We start from the raw sequence: 17,543 nt of genomic DNA on the forward strand, positions 1-17,543 counted from the left end.
GACCACGGTTTCCATCGTCTGTTCCAATCTCTGTGGCGACCTTACTTCCATGATGCAGTGCGCGGCGTCCGTTCTGCCACGAAAAAGAACCCGCCGGACCTGACAACCGTTCCTAACCGGTGAGCGATGTTGTGGCTCGCTCGGGTGCGGCCCGAACGGTCTTGGCCGCTGGCGCGTGCTGCTGCCTGCCGGACCCGTCCGGACTCCCATAGGGGCCAGGGGCGGGGTAGGGCGTGGCACACACCACGCGGTCCCGGTCCGATGCTGACGCCAGGCCCGAGGGTTGGCCCGCCACGCTCCTCTGTGCGTGGCGGGGACCGCCCGAGTGACGCGAAAGCTTCATACCGAGTCCGCGTCGACCGATCGCGACCGCCGCCCCATGATGGGTGGTGACCGTCGGACCGGACGTCTTCGATTGCTCCTTCAATGGCTCGCGCCAGCAGCGGCCGCCGGCCTTGCTGGTGTACGCCGGATCCACCGCCACCACCGCGATGCTGCGTCGGGAGGCCATGGCGCGCAGACGTTCTCGGAACCTGCAGGTAGGAATACCGGCGACGGTACCGCGGAACCGTTTGCCCCGTGGGCCGCGACCCATCGTTTCCCGGCCGGTGGCGCGAACGTTCGCGAAATCGAGGTTCTCGATAACGACTCCAGCGCACCCAAGCCGCTCGGCGGTGTCGAGTAGTGCGGTGATCGCAGCCCGCACTTGTCCGTCGCGTTGCGACGTCGGTTGACCGTGGGTGGTGAGCAGGATCGTCTCTGGCAGGCCGACCGGATTCCCGGACCGATCCAGCACACAGGCGGCGAGATGGCCGTCGTTGAGGTCGACTCCCAGCACCCGCCCGGCTCGGATCGTGGTGAGCGGAACAGGCTGTGCAGATTCGGTTTTCCAGGACGCGTCGAGGTACCAGCGTTGCCGGGTCGGGTCATAAACGATGTCGTAGCGCACGGCGCGATTGTGGGCGATGCGGTCGGCCCACTCCGGTCCGCGGTGACTGAACGCTACCGGCGTGGTGAGGCTGAGGTGGGTGCCGAGGCGGTCAGCCAGTGCGGCGGGGATTTTGATGCGCAGCTGCCCAGTGACCGGTGTGACTCGGATGGTTTCGTTGCCTCCGGTTTTGCCGGTTTCTCCGTCCGCGGTCAGGAACATGCGTGCCGTGTCCCACTGTCGGCGCCATTCGGCCTCCGACAGATCCGCATCGTGGAGGTGGTTGCGTTTACGCCACAGGCGTTTCCCGCCGACTACGATCGCCGGATGCGCGTCGGAAAGCGCACGGTGGGTGTGTTTGGCGCGGTCGCGCAACGAGGCCAGGCGGCGGGACTTAGTGAACCGCTCGGCCGCGTCACGATAGCCTTTGACCCTCCCGACACGCTCGCCGGGCGCCAGCGCGCATCGCGCGTCGAGCGTCGCGATCGCCGAATCCAGCTGATGCGCATGGGCTTGCAGTGCGCGCAGACCCGACTGGTATTGACCCTCGACGGTGCGGGTGATTGCTCCTGCCCATCGGGAAGACGTGTCTACGGTCAACGCCTGTTTGCGATCGGCCCGGTATTCGGCCTGCTGGGTGCGGTCCAGTGAACCCTGCTCGATTCGGTCGGCAAGCTCGCGCCGATGTAACTGTCCGAGGAACTCGCCGATCTCCCGCAGCGCCGCGGCTTCGTCAGGAGTGGGGTGCAGGCGGGTGCGGATCCGCACCCCCGTTGGTGCGGCTACCAAGAATGGCTCCTGGCGCCGAGGCTTCCTTCCTGAACCGACCATGGCACGACCATAAGCGGACTATCGAAACAGTGTTCGAAGGCAGTGAATATCTGTCGGGAATCACCCAACTCGCTTGTACTGATGGCATGTTGACGATTTGGGCATATTCACCGAATCGTGCACGGGCAGTGTAGGTCAGAACGGCTTCGCTGGATTCGGGTAGCCGACTCTAGACGTCATGCCCACGAGATTGACCGCATCGGTACCCATTCCGCCAGATTTATATGCCAGCGCTGTCACAGGCCGCGGTGCGCTGCAGGATGCGCAGCGAGCCGGTGACCGACAGCTCCCGGAACTTTCCGCCGTCGAGGGCGCGCCGGTAGATGTGGAACGGCGCCTGCCCGCCATCGGCGGGATCCGGGAAGACATCGTGAATGGCGAGCAGCCCGCCGCCGGCCACCCAGTGCGCCCAGTTGTCGTAATCGCGCTGGGCGGCTTCCTCGGTGTGGCCGCCGTCGATGAACAGCAGGCGCAAGGGGGTGCGCCAGTGTCGCGCGACGGCGCCGGAGGAGCCGATCACACCGACCACGGTATCGGTGAGCCCCGCGCGAATCATGCTGCGGCGGAAGGCCGTGACGGTGTCGAAGACGCCGGTCTCGGGATCGACCAGGGTGGTGTCGTGGTACTCCCAGCCGGGCTGGTGTTCCTCCGAGCCGCCGTGGTGGTCGACGGTGTAGACGGTGGCGCCGGTCTCGCGGGCGGCCGCGCCGAGGTAGATCGCGGACTTGCCGCAGTAGGTGCCGATTTCCAAGATGACGCCGTCACCGGCGTAGTCGCGGGCGGCCTCGTAGAGGGCGCGGCCTTCTTCCGGCGGCATGAATCCGGGAACTTGTTCGGCGAGTGCGAACAATTCGCCGGTGCGGTCGGAAATCTCGGCCTGCGTCATCCGAAAACCTTTCTGGAGCCTTCGCATTCATGCGGGTCACGCATGCCGCGAGTTGCTCGGAGAGCCGACCCATAGTAGCATCCGGACACGTGTCTGATTCCCTTTCCCGCTCGGTGGTGAACATGGAGGCCACCCGCCGCCGCCTCACCGAGAAGCAGGCCGACACCGTCGACCGGCTCACCCGGGCGGCGATGGAGGTGCTCTCGCGCGAGGGTTTCGCGGGGCTCACCGTGCGCATGGTCGCGGCCGCCGCGGGCGTGGGAACGGCCACCGCCTACACCTATTTCTCCTCCAAGGAACACCTGGTCGCGGAGATGTTCTGGCGTCGGCTGGCGGCCACCGAACCGCCGTCGACCGAGGAGCCGGACCCGACCGCCCGGGTGGTGGCGGTACTGCGGCAGATCGCCATGCTGGTGGCCGACGATCCGCAATTGGCGGGCGCGGTGACCGCGGCGCTGCTGGGCACCGATCCCGATGTGGCGCATCTGCGTTTGCGCATCGGGCGCGAGATTCGGCAGCGACTGGTCGACGCGCTCGGTGAACCGGCCGATCCGGAAATCGTGGAGACGCTGGAATTGCTCTATGCGGGCGCGTTGGTGCGCGCGGGCATGGGTTATGCCTCCTACGCGGAAATTGCCGACCTGTTGGAGAAATCTGCTGTGCGCGCACTGCGCGACTGAGTTTCACCCCGCATTTCCCACGTTCGCGAAAATCTCCCGATTGTCGTGGAATATCTTGCCGCGCAAGGACTCCCATAGTACCGTCCAGACAGGTGTCCATGACGCGGGAGGATCCCCATGACCCTGGTCAAGCCCCGGCAGGTATCGGGCGGCGAGCACGAACACGGCCATCTGGAGGAGTTCCGGACCGATCCCATCGCGCTCATGACGCGGGTGCGCGCCGAATGCGGGGATATCGGGGCATTCCGGCTCGCGGACCGCGATGTGATCATGCTGTCCGGCGCCCAGGCCAATGAGTTCTTCTTCCGGGCGGGCGATGACGAGTTGGATCAGGCCGCCGCCTACCCGTTCATGAAGCCGATCTTCGGCGAGGGCGTGGTGTTCGACGCGCCGCCGGAACGGCGCAAGGAGATGCTGCACAATTCGGCGCTGCGGGCCGAGCAGATGCGCGGGCACGCCACCACCATTGCGCGCGAGGTGGATCGCATGGTGGCGCGATGGGGCGATGAGGGGGAGATCGACCTGCTCGAATTCTTCGCCGAACTCACCATTTACACGTCCTCGGCCTGCCTCATCGGCGCCAAGTTCCGCGAGGAATTGGACGGGCGGTTCGCGCACCTCTATCACGAGCTGGAGCGCGGGACCGACGCCTACTGCTACGTGGACCCGTACGCGCCGATCGAGAGCTTCCGCCGCCGGGATGAGGCGCGCTGGCAGCTGGTGAAGCTGGTGCGGCACATCATGGCCGGGCGCATGGCGAATCCCCCACAGGGCAAGGCGGATCGGGACATGCTCGATGTGCTGGTGTCGGTGCGCGACGAACAGGGCAATCCGCGGTTCAGCGCCAGCGAGGTCACCGGCATCTTCATCTCCATGATGTTCGCGGGCCACCACACCACCTCGGGCACGGCGGCGTGGACGATCATCGAACTACTGCGCCACCCCGAGATCCTGGCGCGGGTGGTGGCCGAGCTGGATACGCTCTACGCCGACGGCGCGGACGTGAGTTTCCATGCGCTGCGGCAGATTCCGCAACTGGAGGCGGTGCTCAAGGAGGTGCTGCGGCTGCATCCGCCGCTCATCATCCTCATGCGGGTGGCGCGGGAGGAGTTCGAGGTCTGCGGGCACCGCATCGATCCCGGGGACCTGGTCGCCGCCACGCCGGCGGTGTCCAATCGGATCGCCGCGGACTTCCCGGACCCGGATCGATTCGACCCGGGCCGCTATCTCGACCCCAAGCAGGAGGATCTCGCCAACCGCTGGACCTGGATTCCCTTCGGCGCCGGGCGGCATCGCTGCGTGGGCGCCGCGTTCGCGCTCATGCAGCTGAAGGCGATCTTCTCGATCCTGTTGCGCGATTGGGAATTCGAACTGGCCCAGCCATCGGAGAGCTATCGCAACGACCACTCCAAGATGGTGGTGCAACTGGAACAGCCGTGCGCGGTGCGGTACCGGCGTCGCGGCTGAGAGGGTGGATCCCGGCCAAAAACATGCCGGGATGACGGACGATTGTCATTCCGACGCGCTGTTGGCCGGAATCCACACCGGCCTTAGAGCGCGGCGTCGATGGCCTCGGTGATCGCGGCGTCCTTGGGCTCGGTGCGCGGGCGGAAGCGGGTCACCGCGCCGTCGCGGCCGATGAGGAACTTCTCGAAGTTCCACTGGATATCGCCGGCCTCGCCCTCGGCGTCGGCGACCTGGGTCAGCTCCCGGTAGAGCGGGTGCCGGTTCTCGCCGTTGACCTCGATCTTCTCCAGCAGCGGGAAGTCCACGCCATAGGTGACCGAGCAGAACTCGGCGATCTCCTCGGCGGTGCCGGGCTCCTGGCCCATGAACTGATTGCACGGCACGCCGATCACGGTGAACCCGCGCGGGCCGTAGTTCTGCTGCAGTTCCACCAGGCCGGTGTACTGCGGAGTCAGGCCACACTTGCTGGCGACATTGACCAGGAGCACCACCTTGTCGCCGGCCAGTTCGGCCAGCGTGGTGGGCTCATCGGAGAGAGTGCGCAGCGGAATTTCGCGAAGTGAGGTCACGATCGAATACTAGAACGAGTTCGTGACCGGCACCGCGTCACCCGTAGCTGACCTCCCAGCGCTTCACACCGTTGATCCAGCCCGAGCGCAGGCGCTCCGGCGGCGCGACCTCGGTGATCTCCGGCATCGCATCGGCGATCGCATTGAACATGAGGTCGATTTCCAGGCGGGCCAGATTCGCGCCCACACAGAAGTGGGTGCCGGTGCCGCCGAAACCAACATGCGGATTCGGATCGCGCAGCACATCGAACCGGAACGGGTTCTCGAAGGCGTCCTCGTCGAAATTCGCGGAGCTGTAGAACAGGCCGACGCGATCGCCCTCGCGAATCTTCTGCCCGCCGAGTTCGGTGTCCTGCATGGCGGTGCGCTGGAATGCGGTGACCGGGGTCGCCCAGCGCACGATCTCGTCCGGCGCGGTACGCGGGCGCTGCGCCTTGTACAGCGCCCACTGATCCGGGTTGTCGACAAAGGCTTTCATGCCGTGGGTGATCGCATTGCGAGTGGTTTCATTGCCCGCCACGGACAGCAGGATGACGAAGAATCCGAATTCGTCGGAACCCAGGGCCTCACCATCGATATCGGCGTTCACCAGCTGGCTGACGATATCGTCGGCCGGATGGGCACGGCGCTGTTCGGCCATGGTGTAGGCGTATCCGAGCAGCTCGGCATTGGCGGTCATGTTCTCGCCGGCGAATTCCGGATCATCGTAGTTGAGCAGCTGATTGGACCAGGTAAACAGCTTGTGCCGATCGTCCTGCGGTACGCCGAGCAGTTCGGCGATCGCCTGCAGCGGGAGTTCGCAGGCGACCTGCTGGACGAAATCGCCGCCGCCGCTCTCCTTCGCCTCGGCGACAATGGCGGCCGCGCGGTCGGTGAGCGCCCGGCGCAGGCCCTCCACCGCGCGTGGAGTGAAGCCCTTGGAGACGATCCGCCGAATCTTGGTGTGCTTGGGCGGATCCATGTTCACCAGCAACGCGTTTCGCGACAATTCCATTTGCTCGGCGGTGGAGTCGGCCGGCATCCGGATGATCGCTCCGGTGCGATGGGAGGACCACAGATCCGGACGCCGGGATATCTCCTTGATGTCCTCGTGCCGGGTGATCGCCCAGTAGCCGCCGTCGGTGAACGGGGCCGCCTGTTCGGGTGTCTGCGCATTCCACCAGACCGGCGAGGTGCGGCGCAGCGCGGCGAACTCCTCGGCGGGACTGTGGTCGGCCCACAAGGCCGGATCGGTGAAATCGAATCCGGCAGGCAATGACGGAACAGACACTGTTCCTCCTCGGGCATGCTCCCGCTATGATCACGGAATTGGAACGTGTTTCACGCCGATTCAACCACATCGACACGTGTCCAGACAGGGCTTTCGATCGTCGAATCCGCCCGATCGCACCCTCGCCGCGCCAGCTATCCGGCAGCACTTCTCTAGAACACGTTCGCAGATAAGTCAGCTGTGGCACAATTGCGCCCGCAGGGGTGCTGAACTTTGATCTTGTGACTGGACATTGTGTCCACCGTGTGCGCAGACTAGAACTTGTTCTACAGTGATCGCAGGCACACTCGAGGATGAGGGACTGACATGACCGCTTCGCCGCGCTCCGCGGATGCCGCAACCGAGGCCGATTACGTCGTCGTAGGCGCGGGCAGCGCCGGCGCCGTCGTGGCGGGCCGGCTCGCCGAGCGCGGCGCCAGCGTGATCCTGCTGGAGGCCGGGCGCAAGGACGACACCCGGCTGGTGACCTCCCCCGGCATGATCACCATGGTGCACACGGTGCCGCAGCTGAAGAAGCGCGTGACCTGGAAGCAGTTCTCCACCCCGCAGAAGCACGCCAACGACCGCCTCATCCCCATGACCCGCGGCAAGGTGCTGGGCGGATCCAGCTCGGTCAACGGCATGCTCTTCGTGCGCGGCAACAAGGCCAACTTCGACTCCTGGGCCGCCGAGGGCTGCAAGGGCTGGAGCTACGAGGACGTGCTGCCCGCCTACAAGCGCCTGGAGAACTGGGAGGGCGGGGCCAGCGAGGTGCGCGGCGCAGGCGGGCCCGTCGAGGTCACCCGGCAGCGCGATATCACCCCCATCACCCAGGAATTCATGGTCGCCGCCTCGGAGACGCTGGGCGCGCCGATCATCGACGACTACAACGGCGAATCGCAGGAAGGCATCTCGATCTTCCAGCAGAGCGTGCGCAACGGGTTGCGCTACAGCTCTTCTCGCGCCTTCATCACCGATCGGCCGAATGAGAACCTGACCGTGCTGACGCACGCGCACGTGACCCGCGTGGTGATCGAGAACGGCCGGGCCACCGGCGTCGAGATCGCCGACAAGAATGGCGCGCGCCGGATTGTGCGCGCCGCCAAGGAGGTCATCGTCTCCGGCGGCGTGGTGGGCTCGCCGCAGATTCTCATGCTCTCGGGCATCGGCCCCGCCGCGCACCTGCGGGAGCTCGGGCTGCCGGTGCACGCCGATCTGCCGGTCGGGCAGAACCTGCACGATCACCTGTTCGTGCCCATGACGTTCGTCTCGAAAAAGGCGCTGCACCGCGGTATTCCGACCTACTTCGCGCGCGGCATCCTGCGCGAGCTGCGCAATCCGGGCAGCTCCTGGATGGGCCGCACGGTCTTCGAGGCCGCGGGCTTCGTCAAGACCAAGTTCGCCGAGGGCGACCACCCGGACATGCAGATCCACACCCTGCCGTGGTCCTACCCGACGCCCAATCAGGACGAGGACAAGCTGCACATGGTCGACCGGCGCTCGGCGCTCACCGTCATGCCCAGCCTCATCTACCCGAAGAGCCGCGGCGAGGTGCGGCTGGCCTCGGCCGACCCCTTCGCCTCGCCGCTCATCGACCCGGGCTACCTGACCGATCCATGGGATACCGAATTCCTGGTCGAGGGCATCAAGATGATCCGGGACGTCATGTCGCACAAGGAGATCGCGGGCGACGTGGTGGAGAACTTCTTCCCCGGGAACGAGTGGGCCGACGAGTCCGCGCTGCGGGCGGAACTGCCCAACCGGGTGCACTCCATCTACCACCCGGTCGGCACCTGCCGCATGGGCGCCGACGAGCGGGCCGTGGTGGATCCGACGCTGAAGGTGCGCGGGATCGAGGGCCTGCGGGTGGCGGACGCCTCCATCATGCCCTCCATCACCGGCGGCAATACCAATGCGCCCAGCTACCTGATCGGCGAGAAGTGCGCCGAGTTCATCGAGGTGTAGCCGTCACAGACTGCGGATCGTGAGTGCTGTTACTTCCCTTGCTCTCCCGAACCGCGCGCGGGGCGCCGGATTACGACCACCGGCGCCCCGCTCACTGTCCCGGGCTCAGTCGATGACGAGGGCCTTCCCATGTTCGTACAGGCTGCGGTTGCCGGTCATATCGGTGACGACCAGCCGCGGCAGATACGGGCCGCTGTCGGTGTAGTGGTGCGAGACCACCGGTTCGGTGGTCACCAGGTGGGTGCCATCGCCGAAATACCACTCGTACTGGCGGATCGCGCCGCCCGCCGGGGTCGCGTCGAAATCGACCGTCACACCGTCGGCGCCGGGGGTGCCGTCGACGGTGAAGCCCTCCCCGGCCGGACCGCCGCCGCCGAACCATTCGCGGATGCGCGGGTTCAGCAGGAATGCCTCGGCGTACTGTCGAGCGCCCTCGGGATCCGGCGGCCCCACCGCCCCGAGGCACTGCGGCGGCAGCTCGCCCAGCTGCGGGCAGGCCAGCAGGCGCAGGGAAATCCCTTCGTCGCCCAGGGGATTCATGGCGGGCCGGCGATCGTCGCCGGAGCGGCCCGCGGGCCGGGCGTAGAGACCGTCGGCGGACACGGCGAAGTTCTCGCCCGCGACGGCATTGGCCTGTTTGGCCGCCGTCCGGAAGACCTCGGCCGAGACGCGGACGAATTCCGACCAGCGCTGCCGCAGCACGTCCGGGACGCTCTCGGTGTCGTATCCGTGGAAGTAATTGGCCACCAGCACCTTCGGCCGGCCGGGCAGGGCGTGCGCGAGCTCGATGGCCTCCTGCATGCCGCGCCCGCCGTAACCTGTTGCGGCGCTGCTGAAGTAGGGCACATCGGCGGCCGGATTCACCGGTTCGGCTCCGGCGCCGCCGCATTCGCGGTGAATGGCGGCCGTCAGATCCTGGGTGCCGGGGGTGACGCCGACGGGAATGCCGAAGAAGGGGTCCAGATCATTGATGCAGCCGTCCAGCAGCACCAGATCGACCGTGTAGCCCTGGTTTCTGGCCGCCGCGGCGGCCTGTTCCAGCTGGCAGAAGACATCGGGCAGGCGATCCATGCCCGATTCGGTGAAACCGCCGGCAATGGCCGCCGCACCGGATTCGGCCTGGCACAGTCTGTCGTCATTGCCGGCGGGCAGCTCCGGGGCGTCCAGCACGGCGCCGGATCGCGAGTAGTCGTGCAGTTCGGCGCCGCGGCCGGTCTGCACGCCCAGGGCCTCGGCGGTGAGGTGGGCGAATTTTCGTTCCAGATCCAGGCCCTGCCCCCACATCACCGAGTCGCCGACCGAAACCACGTGCAGCGGACGGCATTCCCGGCTCACCCGGAAGTTCCAGGGCTTGCCGTACTCGCCGACCGCACCGCCGGGCATGCGGGCGCGGGCGTCCATGCGTAGCAGGCCGTCGGGGGGTAGCTCGTCCTGGGCGATATCGAAACCGACCGTCATCACCTCCGCATTGACCGGTGCGATGCCGGAGCGCAGGGGCTGCTGCCCGGCCAGGATCCGCCACTCCACCTCGGTCCCGGCCGGCCCGCCCGGCGGAAAGAAGACCGAGGTGGTGCCGCGCAGCGGGCTGTCGCACCGCTCGCCGGGCAGCGTGCTGACATCGATGATCCGGGGAACCTCGGCGCCGATATCGGCCCGGGCCGCCGGACCGGCCACCGCGGTCGCACCCACCAGCGTGGGCAGCACCGCCGCCCGGCACCAGCGGGATCGCCACAACTTCACATGCTCCTCCTAGGAGTCGTGCTTATCGGGGAGTTGTGCTGATTGACAGCGACATCGTTGAAGGGTCCTCGCCTGCCGCCCGCGCGGCGCGCCGGAATGGCCGAATTTAGGTGTTTTGCAGGGTTTTTCGGCCGGACAAAAGGGACGAATGCCGGATACAAGATCTTGTTAAGGCCGTGCCAAGCACCAACCCGCATCGTTTGTGTCAGCACCGGAACAACCCGGTGCGAGACCACCCGATCGGGGGGTGGAGCGCTGGGGCACGACCCGTCTACGAGGGGTGTCGGGTCGTGCCCCAGCAAACCAAACGAACGGTTCTAGATAAGTGATGACGCCTGTCGCGAAGGGGACGGCGGCAGGCGGCAGGCCCCCGTGAACACCCCGGACCTACCCGTGAGGCTTGCGCTATTGCCTTGACGACTGCGCTCTAGTGAGTGGGCTGGACATACTCGCAAATTAGCGCGCCAGTGTGGGCCGGACCGTGGTGATGTATTCGAGAGCGATATCCGGGAAGAGTTCGCGCGGATAGGCCGTCAGCACGTCGTGCAGCAGGACGACGGCATCGCCGCGCACCCGGAGTAGCCGCAGCGCCGCGTAGGGGATGCGCCGGCGGCCCGCCGCCGTATGGATTTCGACTGTGTCGGAACCGAATCGGGTGGCCAGGGCGTCGCCCGCGCCGGCGTACCCGGCGATCTCGCGTTCCATTCGCCGGGTGGCCGGGATGATCCACAGCAGGCGGCCGAGCACTGCGAGCGCGGCGAGGACGACGGCCGTCAGCACACCGATCGTGCCGGTGGTGAATGCCGTGATCAGCACCAGCACCGTGAACGCTATGCCCAGCAGCAGGGCGAGATCGCCGGTGGTCTGCCGGGTCACGGCTTTCGCGAGATCCCGCGCCGTGCCGGGGCCCGCGACGAATACGGCCGTCGGCTGTTCCAAGGGTGAAATCGGCGGCAGCGGCGGCACTTCCGGATCCGGCCGGCGGATGAGCCGCAGCGCCTGCTCGGGGAACAGCTCACGCGGATACGGCAGATATCCGGCGTCGGTCCGCAGCAGCACCACATCATCGGCCGTCTCGAGGCTGCGGATGCGTTCGTAGCGCACCCGCTGGATCGAGTCCGCGCGCTGAATATCGCAGGCATCCGGCCCGAATCGGGTGGCCATGACCATGCCCGGTGCGGCGAAGACGTTGTAGGCCCGCTGGAACTGCCGGGCGAAGGGGCCGCGCCGCAGCAGCCGTCCCGCCAGCGTCGCGGTGATCACCACCGCCGCCACGGCGAGCCCGGGAGCGCCCCAGAAGTACCAGGTCAGGGGAAGCAGCGCCAGCCACGGCAGCGCCATCGAGACAATGAATTTCCAATGGAACAGCACGCGTTCGGTGAGCGCCCGGGCCAAGTGGAGCGAGGTGTCGTCGCCCGCCACGAACACGGCCGTGGGCTGCGCCAATGGCGGCATGGGCGGCAGCGGGGGAAAGGCGGGGCGGGACAGCGGATGCGGCGGGTCGCCCGCCGGTCGCGCCCGGTCGGCGGACTCGATCGGATAGTCCGACGGATACCGCACTTGATCCCAGCCGGGATACTGTTCCGGACCGTCGTTCACGCCGCCCACCGCGTGAGCATATAGCCGTGCGGAAATCGGGCGGCTCAGCAGCCGGTGTCCCGGAAGATTCCATGGGCGGGCGTGGTCCGGGTCAGCGCGTCGGCGGCCAGCAGCATGGCGGCCGCTGTCCAGGTGGTGCGTTCCTCGGGCCAGCGTTTGCCGTCGGTGAAGACCAGACCGGTCCAATAGGACCCGTCGGTCTCGCGCAGATGCTGCATATTCGTGAACAGCCGCAGCGCGCGGTCGTCGTCGCCCAGGGCATTCAGGGCCAGTACGAGTTCGCAGGTTTCCGCGCCGGTCACCCAGGGCTGATCGGAGACGCAGCGGATGCCCAGCTCGGGCACCACGAAGTCGGACCAGTGGGCGTCGATGCGGGCGCGGCCCGCCGCACCGCGGATCGCGCCGCTCAGGACCGGGTAGTACCAGTCCATGGAGTAGCGGCTCTTGTCGAGGAAGGCCTCCGGATGGTGGCGCAGGGCGCGGCCCAGGCGTTGCGCCGCCGCCTCCCATCCCGGCTGTGCATCACCCACGCGCCGGGCCAGCCGTATCGCGCAGTTCAAGCTGTGGAAGATGCTGGAGGAGCCGGTGAGCAGGGCTTCGCCGGTGCTGCCGTCCGGGCCGCAGGACCAATGGATTTCGCCGCGATCGCCCTGGAAGCGCAGCACGAAGTCGATGGCCGAGCGCACCACCGGCCACATCTCGGCGGCGAAGTCGTCATCGCCGGTGCCGGTGAGAAAGTGCAGGACCCCGGTGGCGATATAGGCGCAGAAGTTGGTGTCCGCGTCGTGGTTCTCGATCGTGCCCTGACGGAATTGCATGGGCCAGGAGCCATCCGAGCGCTGCGTCTTGGCCGACCAGATGTAGGCGGCGCGAGCCGCGTCCAGCAGCCCGGCGGTGGTCAGCGCCATGGCGTTCTCGATGTGATCCCACGGATCGGTGTGACCGCCGGTGAACCAGGGGATGGCGCCATCGGGTTCCTGTGCGGCGGCAATGGATTCGGCGGTCCGCAGATAGTCGCGGGCGCCCAGGACACCGGGGACGACGGGTAGTTCAGAGACCGGCACGGCGGCTCACAGGGTTCGGTTTGCTGAAGTAGAGGGCCACGCTCTTGCCGATGAACGGGTCCAGCAGGCGCTCCGTGACGCGGGTCAGCGGCGGAGCGGACATCATGTCCCACACCAGCATTCGGTGATAGGCCGACACCAGCGGGTGCTCGTTCTCGGATACCCCCACAGCGCATTTCAACCACCAGTACGGCGCATGCAGGGCGTGCGCGTGCGCGGTGTGGGTGTGGCGCAGGCCGTGCGCGGTGACCTTGCCGCGGAGCTGATCGGCCCGGTAGATGCGGACATGGCCGCCCTCATTGGCGTGGTATTCGTCCGACAGCGCCCAGCAGATGCGTTCGGGCAGCCAGCGCGGCACCGTGATCGCCAGTGCACCACCGGGTCTGAGCACCCGGACCAGTTCCGAGATGGCCTGCATATCGTGCGGGATGTGCTCGAGGATCTCCGAGGCGATGACCACGTCGAATTCGCCGTCGCCGTAGGGCAGGTCGAGGGCGTCGCCGCGCACCGTCTCCGCCTTGGCGTAGTCGGGGGCCTCACCGGCCTCGGCCATGGCCTCGAACATGGTGGCCACGCCGGCCAGATCCGCGGCGTTCTGGTCGAAGGCCACGATATCCGCGCCGCGGCGGTAGGCCTCGAAGGAATGCCGTCCGGCGCCGCAGCCGATGTCGATGACGCGGACGCCGGGTTCGATGCCGAGGCGGTCGAAGTCGACGGTCAGCATGGATGTGCCTCCTGCCAAGGGTTGCGGATGATCACCGGCGCGCGCCCAGCGGTGCGATGGCCGGGCGGATCAGATGCCGGGCGATGGCCTGCTCGTATACCGTGACCGTCCGGGCGGCGACGGCTTCCCAGCTGAAGATGTCGAGGGCGCGCCGCCGGCCCGCGGTTCCCATGCGGCGCAGCCGGTCCGGGGAGTCCAGCAACTCGCCGAGCACCCGGGTCAACTCGTCCACATTGCCGGGCTCGACCAGTTCGGCGCAGTCGCCTGCCACTTCCGGCAGCGCGCCCGCGCGGCTGGCGACCAGCGGCGTGCCGCTCGCCATGGCCTCCACCGCCGGCAGCGAAAAGCCTTCGTACATGGAGGGAATGCAGGCGATCTCCGCCGAGCCGAGCAGGTGCGCGAGCTCCTCGTCGCTCAGCCCGCTCGCGGCGGTGACGATATCGGAGAGGCCGAGTTCGGCAATGAGCTTCTCGGTGGGGCCATTGGGCTCCAGCTTGGCGACCAGCCGCAATTCCAGATCCTGGGTATGGCGCAGCCGGGCAATGGCATTCAGCAGATGCGCGATGCCCTTCAGCGGCTTGTCGGCACTGGCCACCGCGACGATCCGCCCGCGCACCCGCCCCGTTTCGCGGGGCCGGAACAGCTCGGTGTCCACGCCCAGCGGCACCGTCCGCAGCTGCTGCGGCGCGACCCCGAAATCGGCCGCGATATCGGCCGCCGAGGACGCGGACACGGTGATCAGGTCCGGAATCCGGCGCGCCACCCGCCGCTGCATCCCGAGGAACCCGTACCACCTGCGCACGAACGGTTTCCGCCGCCACGGCGCGGCCGCCAGATCCACCTCCCGGTCCCGGGTGATCGGATGGTGGATGGTCGCCACCAGCGGCAGATGCGCCGCAATGTCCAGCAGCCCGTAGCCGAGGCACTGATTGTCGTGCACCACATCGAAATCCGCGGCCCGCTCCCGCAGCAGCCGCGCCGCCCGCAGGCTGAACGTGCGCGGCTCCGGGAACCCGGCGGTCCACATGGTCGCCACTTCCAGCAGGTCGATCCGATCGCGGACCTCGCTCGGGCGCGGCGTCCGGAACGGATCGGGTTCCCGGTACAGGTCCAGGCTCGGCACCTCGGTCAGCCGCACCCGGGGGTCGAGCAGTTCGGGATACGGCTGCCCCGAGAACACCTCGACCTGGTGCCCGAGCTCGGCCAGCCCTTGGCTGAGGTACCGGACATACACCCCTTGCCCGCCACAGTGGGTTTTGCTGCGGTAGGTCAGCAGAGCGATGCGCACCTCGATGTGGCCTTTCTCCGTGGGCCACTTTCGTGGCCGTTCTCCGTGGAACACTTTCGTCATCCCGGCGTGCATTTGGCCGGGATCCATGCGGTCATGACGGGTGTGGATTCCGGCCGAAAGCACGCCGGAATGACGGGGGAGGGGACGGTTGTCTGTGCGATTCAGGCGGTGAGACCCAGCGATATCAGCTTCCCCGTCAGACGATCCAGATAGGCGAGTACGTCGGCCTCGGGCTTGTCCGGAAGTCCGTACAGCACATCGGTGACCCCTGCCTCCGCCCAGCGGGCAAGGCGATCCGGATCCGGTTTGAAGTCCAGGGCGACCACCCGCGGCGCGCCGTCGCGCCCGGCGTCCTGCCAGCATTTCAGCAGCAGCGCCGTGGAGGCCGACACATCGGATTCCTGCGGCGTGGTGATCCAGCCGTCGGCCGAGCGGGCGATCCACGTGAAAGTCTTCTCGGTGCCGCCCGCGCCGATCAGCAGCGGGACATGCGATTGCACCGGTTTCGGCCACGCCCAGCTGGGGCCGAAGGACACGAACTCACCGGAGTAGCTCGCCTCCTCCTGCGTCCACAGCGCCCGCATGGCCTCCATGTACTCGCGCAGCACGGTGCGCCGCTTGTTGCCGGGCACGCCGTGATCGGCGAGTTCATCGGTGTTCCAGCCGAATCCGGCGCCCACGGTGACCCGGCCGCCGGAGAGGTGGTCCAGGGTCGCGATGGTCTTCGCGAGGGTGATCGGATCACTCTCGGTCGGCAGCGCCACCGCCGTCGACAGCTCGATGCGCGAGGTCACCGCCGCCGCCGTGCCCAGCGACACCCACGGATCCAGCGTGCGGGTGTACCGGTCGTCGGGCAGTTCGGCCGAACCTGTACCCGGGTGCGCCGCTTCCCGTTTCACCGGGATATGCGTGTGCTCGGGCACGAAGAACGAGTGAAATCCCCGCTCCTCGGCGGCCTTCGCGGCGACCGCGGGCGTAATGCCCCGGTCGCTGGTGAACAGGACGATGCCGAAACGCATGCGCTGCAACCCCTCTCAGTTGCCCTTGGCTGCGGACACGCCCGCACGCCGGCCGTAGAAGCTGCCGTCACCCAGCGAACAGCCGCTGGCGTAGCCGCCGGTGCAGATGCCCGAGGTGACCCGGCCCGCCGCATACAGTCCGGGAATCGGCTCCCCGTCCACGTGCAGCACCCGCGAATCCAGATCGGTGCGCAGCCCGCCGAGGGTGAATCCGCCGGTGTAGCCGCGCAGGTCGTAGGCGCCCAGCGGGGCGCCGATGGGCTTCACCCATTCGGTCTTCTTGTGCAGGAAGGGATCCTCGCCCTTGGCGGCGTGATGGTTGTACAGCTCGAGGGTGGCCTGCAGGGTGTGCTCCGGCAGCCCCATCTCGCTCTCCAGTTCCGCCACCGTCTCGGCCACCCAGGTCGGCGCGATGCGCAGGAAGGACATGGAGGACTGCGTTTCGAACGCCTCCTCCAGCGCGGTCTCGTCGATGATCAGGTACGCCTGGTTGTCCTGATCCTGCAGCACCGCCTGGCCCATGCGGCCCGGATAGGTGTCCTCGGTGATGAAGCGCTGCCCGCGCCCGTTCACCAGAATGCCGCGCACCACCACCTGCGGATCGGCCACCAGCGCGACCTCGGTGGCGTCCATGTGCGCCAGGTCCGCGCCGAGCGCCTGGGCGACCCGGATGCCGATGCCGTCGTGCTCCTCCACGGTGGCGGCGGGGCGGCCGTGGATCTTGGGCGCGAACCGTTCCACCATCTCGTGCTGGTAGGCGAAGCTGCCCGTGGCCAGCACCACGCCGCGCTCGGCGCGCACGTGCACCGGCTTGCCGTAGCGGGTGGCGGCGACGCCGACCACGCGGCCGGCGTCGTCGACGATGAGCCGCCGCAGCCGGATGTCGTATTCGTGCCGCACGCCGAGCTTTTCGGCGGTCTGGGCGAGCGGTTCCATGAGCATGTAGCCCCCGCCCTTCTCGCCCAGCTTCTTGTCCTTGGTCCAGGCCAGATGCCCGCGCGGGGCGGGATCGGCAATGGCGTTGAACGGGGCGGCGTTCTCGCCGCCGGAGTACATCAGGCCCTGATCGGCGGGCGGCTCGTAACCGGGCTCGCCCCAGAACTCCTCCTTGAACGGAACGCCCTGCGCCACCAGCCAGTCGAAGTGCTCGACGCTGCCCTGGCAGTAGTCGTGGATCTTGGCCTTGTCCACCCCCGGGCCGAGGGCCGCGGTCAGGAACTTCTCCATGTTCTCGGGGGTGTCCTCGAAGCCGAGCTTCTTTTGCAGCGCGGTGCCGCCGCCCAGATAGATGAACCCGCCGGACATCGCGGCCGCGCCGCCCCAGCCGCCGGTGCGCTCCAGGACCAGGGTGTCGGCGCCCGCGCGGGCGGCCTCGATGGCGGCGCAGGCCCCGGCGACGCCGAAGCCGACGACCACCACATCGGCCTGGAGGTCCCAGGTGCTCACCTCACTGGACCGGAGCGGTCGCACGGTTGCGGTTTCGGCCATGGTTACTGAATTCCTAACTGGTGTACGGGAATACTGCGGAAAA

The 17,543-nt window shown here is 67.6% G+C and carries 14 protein-coding genes; 3 read left to right on the forward strand and 11 right to left on the reverse strand.

Going from position 1 to position 17,543, the window contains the following annotated elements; genetic code table 11:
* Positions 1–112: 112 nt before the first annotated feature.
* A complete protein-coding gene (locus tag ACFVIV_RS08660; protein ID WP_379194161.1) occupies positions 113–1,717 on the reverse strand; it encodes a hypothetical protein in 1,605 nt (534 codons plus the stop codon).
* Between the two features lie 262 nt (positions 1,718–1,979).
* Positions 1,980–2,645 carry a class I SAM-dependent methyltransferase gene (locus ACFVIV_RS08665; RefSeq protein WP_379194162.1) on the reverse strand — a complete coding sequence of 222 codons (666 nt, stop codon included), beginning with the start codon at positions 2,643–2,645 and terminating at the stop codon, positions 1,980–1,982.
* 116 nt (positions 2,646–2,761) lie between these two features.
* Between ACFVIV_RS08665 and ACFVIV_RS08670 the strand changes: the two genes are divergently transcribed.
* Positions 2,762–3,325 (forward strand): TetR/AcrR family transcriptional regulator, encoded by a 564-nt coding sequence (locus ACFVIV_RS08670; protein WP_379194220.1) that lies wholly within the window; start codon positions 2,762–2,764, stop codon positions 3,323–3,325.
* Between the two features lie 117 nt (positions 3,326–3,442).
* Entirely contained in the window at positions 3,443–4,792 is a 1,350-nt protein-coding gene (locus ACFVIV_RS08675; RefSeq protein WP_379194163.1) for a cytochrome P450, read from the forward strand.
* Between the two features lie 83 nt (positions 4,793–4,875).
* Here the strand turns inward: ACFVIV_RS08675 and ACFVIV_RS08680 are convergent, their stop codons facing one another.
* Positions 4,876–5,364, reverse strand: a complete 489-nt coding sequence (locus ACFVIV_RS08680; RefSeq protein WP_379194221.1) for a glutathione peroxidase — start codon at positions 5,362–5,364, stop codon at positions 4,876–4,878.
* Between the two features lie 34 nt (positions 5,365–5,398).
* Positions 5,399–6,631, reverse strand: a complete 1,233-nt coding sequence (locus tag ACFVIV_RS08685; RefSeq protein WP_379194164.1) for a cytochrome P450 — start codon at positions 6,629–6,631, stop codon at positions 5,399–5,401.
* 306 nt (positions 6,632–6,937) lie between these two features.
* On the opposite strand from ACFVIV_RS08685, the gene ACFVIV_RS08690 reads away from it, so the two are divergent.
* Positions 6,938–8,575, forward strand: a complete 1,638-nt coding sequence (locus ACFVIV_RS08690) for a GMC family oxidoreductase (RefSeq protein ID WP_379194165.1) — start codon at positions 6,938–6,940, stop codon at positions 8,573–8,575.
* Positions 8,576–8,680: 105 nt separating this feature from the next.
* On the opposite strand, the gene ACFVIV_RS08695 is transcribed toward ACFVIV_RS08690, so the two are convergent.
* The 7 genes from ACFVIV_RS08695 to ACFVIV_RS08725 form a co-directional block, all read right to left on the reverse strand.
* A complete protein-coding gene (locus tag ACFVIV_RS08695; protein WP_379194166.1) occupies positions 8,681–10,315 on the reverse strand; it encodes a PKD domain-containing protein in 1,635 nt (544 codons plus the stop codon).
* Positions 10,316–10,771: 456 nt separating this feature from the next.
* Entirely contained in the window at positions 10,772–11,923 is a 1,152-nt protein-coding gene (locus ACFVIV_RS08700) for a hypothetical protein (protein WP_379194167.1), read from the reverse strand.
* A 35-nt stretch (positions 11,924–11,958) separates the two neighbouring features.
* On the reverse strand, positions 11,959–12,978 hold the full coding sequence (locus ACFVIV_RS08705) for a prenyltransferase (RefSeq protein ID WP_379194168.1): 1,020 nt from the start codon (positions 12,976–12,978) through the stop codon (positions 11,959–11,961).
* Positions 12,965–13,702: a class I SAM-dependent methyltransferase gene (locus tag ACFVIV_RS08710; protein WP_379194169.1), complete on the reverse strand. Its 738-nt coding sequence runs from the start codon at positions 13,700–13,702 to the stop codon at positions 12,965–12,967. Before ACFVIV_RS08710 ends, ACFVIV_RS08705 begins: the two co-directional genes overlap by 14 nt.
* Before the next feature lie 31 nt (positions 13,703–13,733).
* Positions 13,734–14,990, reverse strand: a complete 1,257-nt coding sequence (locus ACFVIV_RS08715; protein ID WP_379194170.1) for a glycosyltransferase family 4 protein — start codon at positions 14,988–14,990, stop codon at positions 13,734–13,736.
* A gap of 164 nt (positions 14,991–15,154) precedes the next feature.
* Positions 15,155–16,012: an LLM class F420-dependent oxidoreductase gene (locus ACFVIV_RS08720; protein ID WP_379194171.1), complete on the reverse strand. Its 858-nt coding sequence runs from the start codon at positions 16,010–16,012 to the stop codon at positions 15,155–15,157.
* Positions 16,013–16,027: 15 nt separating this feature from the next.
* The gene (locus ACFVIV_RS08725; protein WP_379194172.1) at positions 16,028–17,500 is read right to left on the reverse strand and encodes an FAD-dependent oxidoreductase; all 1,473 of its coding nucleotides are present in this window, start codon (positions 17,498–17,500) and stop codon (positions 16,028–16,030) included.
* Between the last annotated feature and the right edge of the window lie 43 nt (positions 17,501–17,543).

Source organism: Nocardia sp. NPDC127526 (assembly GCF_042672265.1).
Lineage (GTDB): Bacteria > Actinomycetota > Actinomycetes > Mycobacteriales > Mycobacteriaceae > Nocardia.

Bases quoted from the DNA above. Each gene is read 5' to 3' on its own strand.
- ACFVIV_RS08665 (WP_379194162.1), bottom strand. From the start codon at position 2,645: ATGACGCAGGCCGAGATTTCCGACCGCACCGGCGAATTGTTCGCACTC.
- ACFVIV_RS08675 (WP_379194163.1), top strand. From the start codon at position 3,443: ATGACCCTGGTCAAGCCCCGGCAGGTATCGGGCGGCGAGCACGAACAC.
- ACFVIV_RS08690 (WP_379194165.1), top strand. From the start codon at position 6,938: ATGACCGCTTCGCCGCGCTCCGCGGATGCCGCAACCGAGGCCGATTAC.
- ACFVIV_RS08710 (WP_379194169.1), bottom strand. From the start codon at position 13,702: ATGCTGACCGTCGACTTCGACCGCCTCGGCATCGAACCCGGCGTCCGC.
- ACFVIV_RS08720 (WP_379194171.1), bottom strand. From the start codon at position 16,012: ATGCGTTTCGGCATCGTCCTGTTCACCAGCGACCGGGGCATTACGCCC.
- ACFVIV_RS08725 (WP_379194172.1), bottom strand. From the start codon at position 17,500: ATGGCCGAAACCGCAACCGTGCGACCGCTCCGGTCCAGTGAGGTGAGC.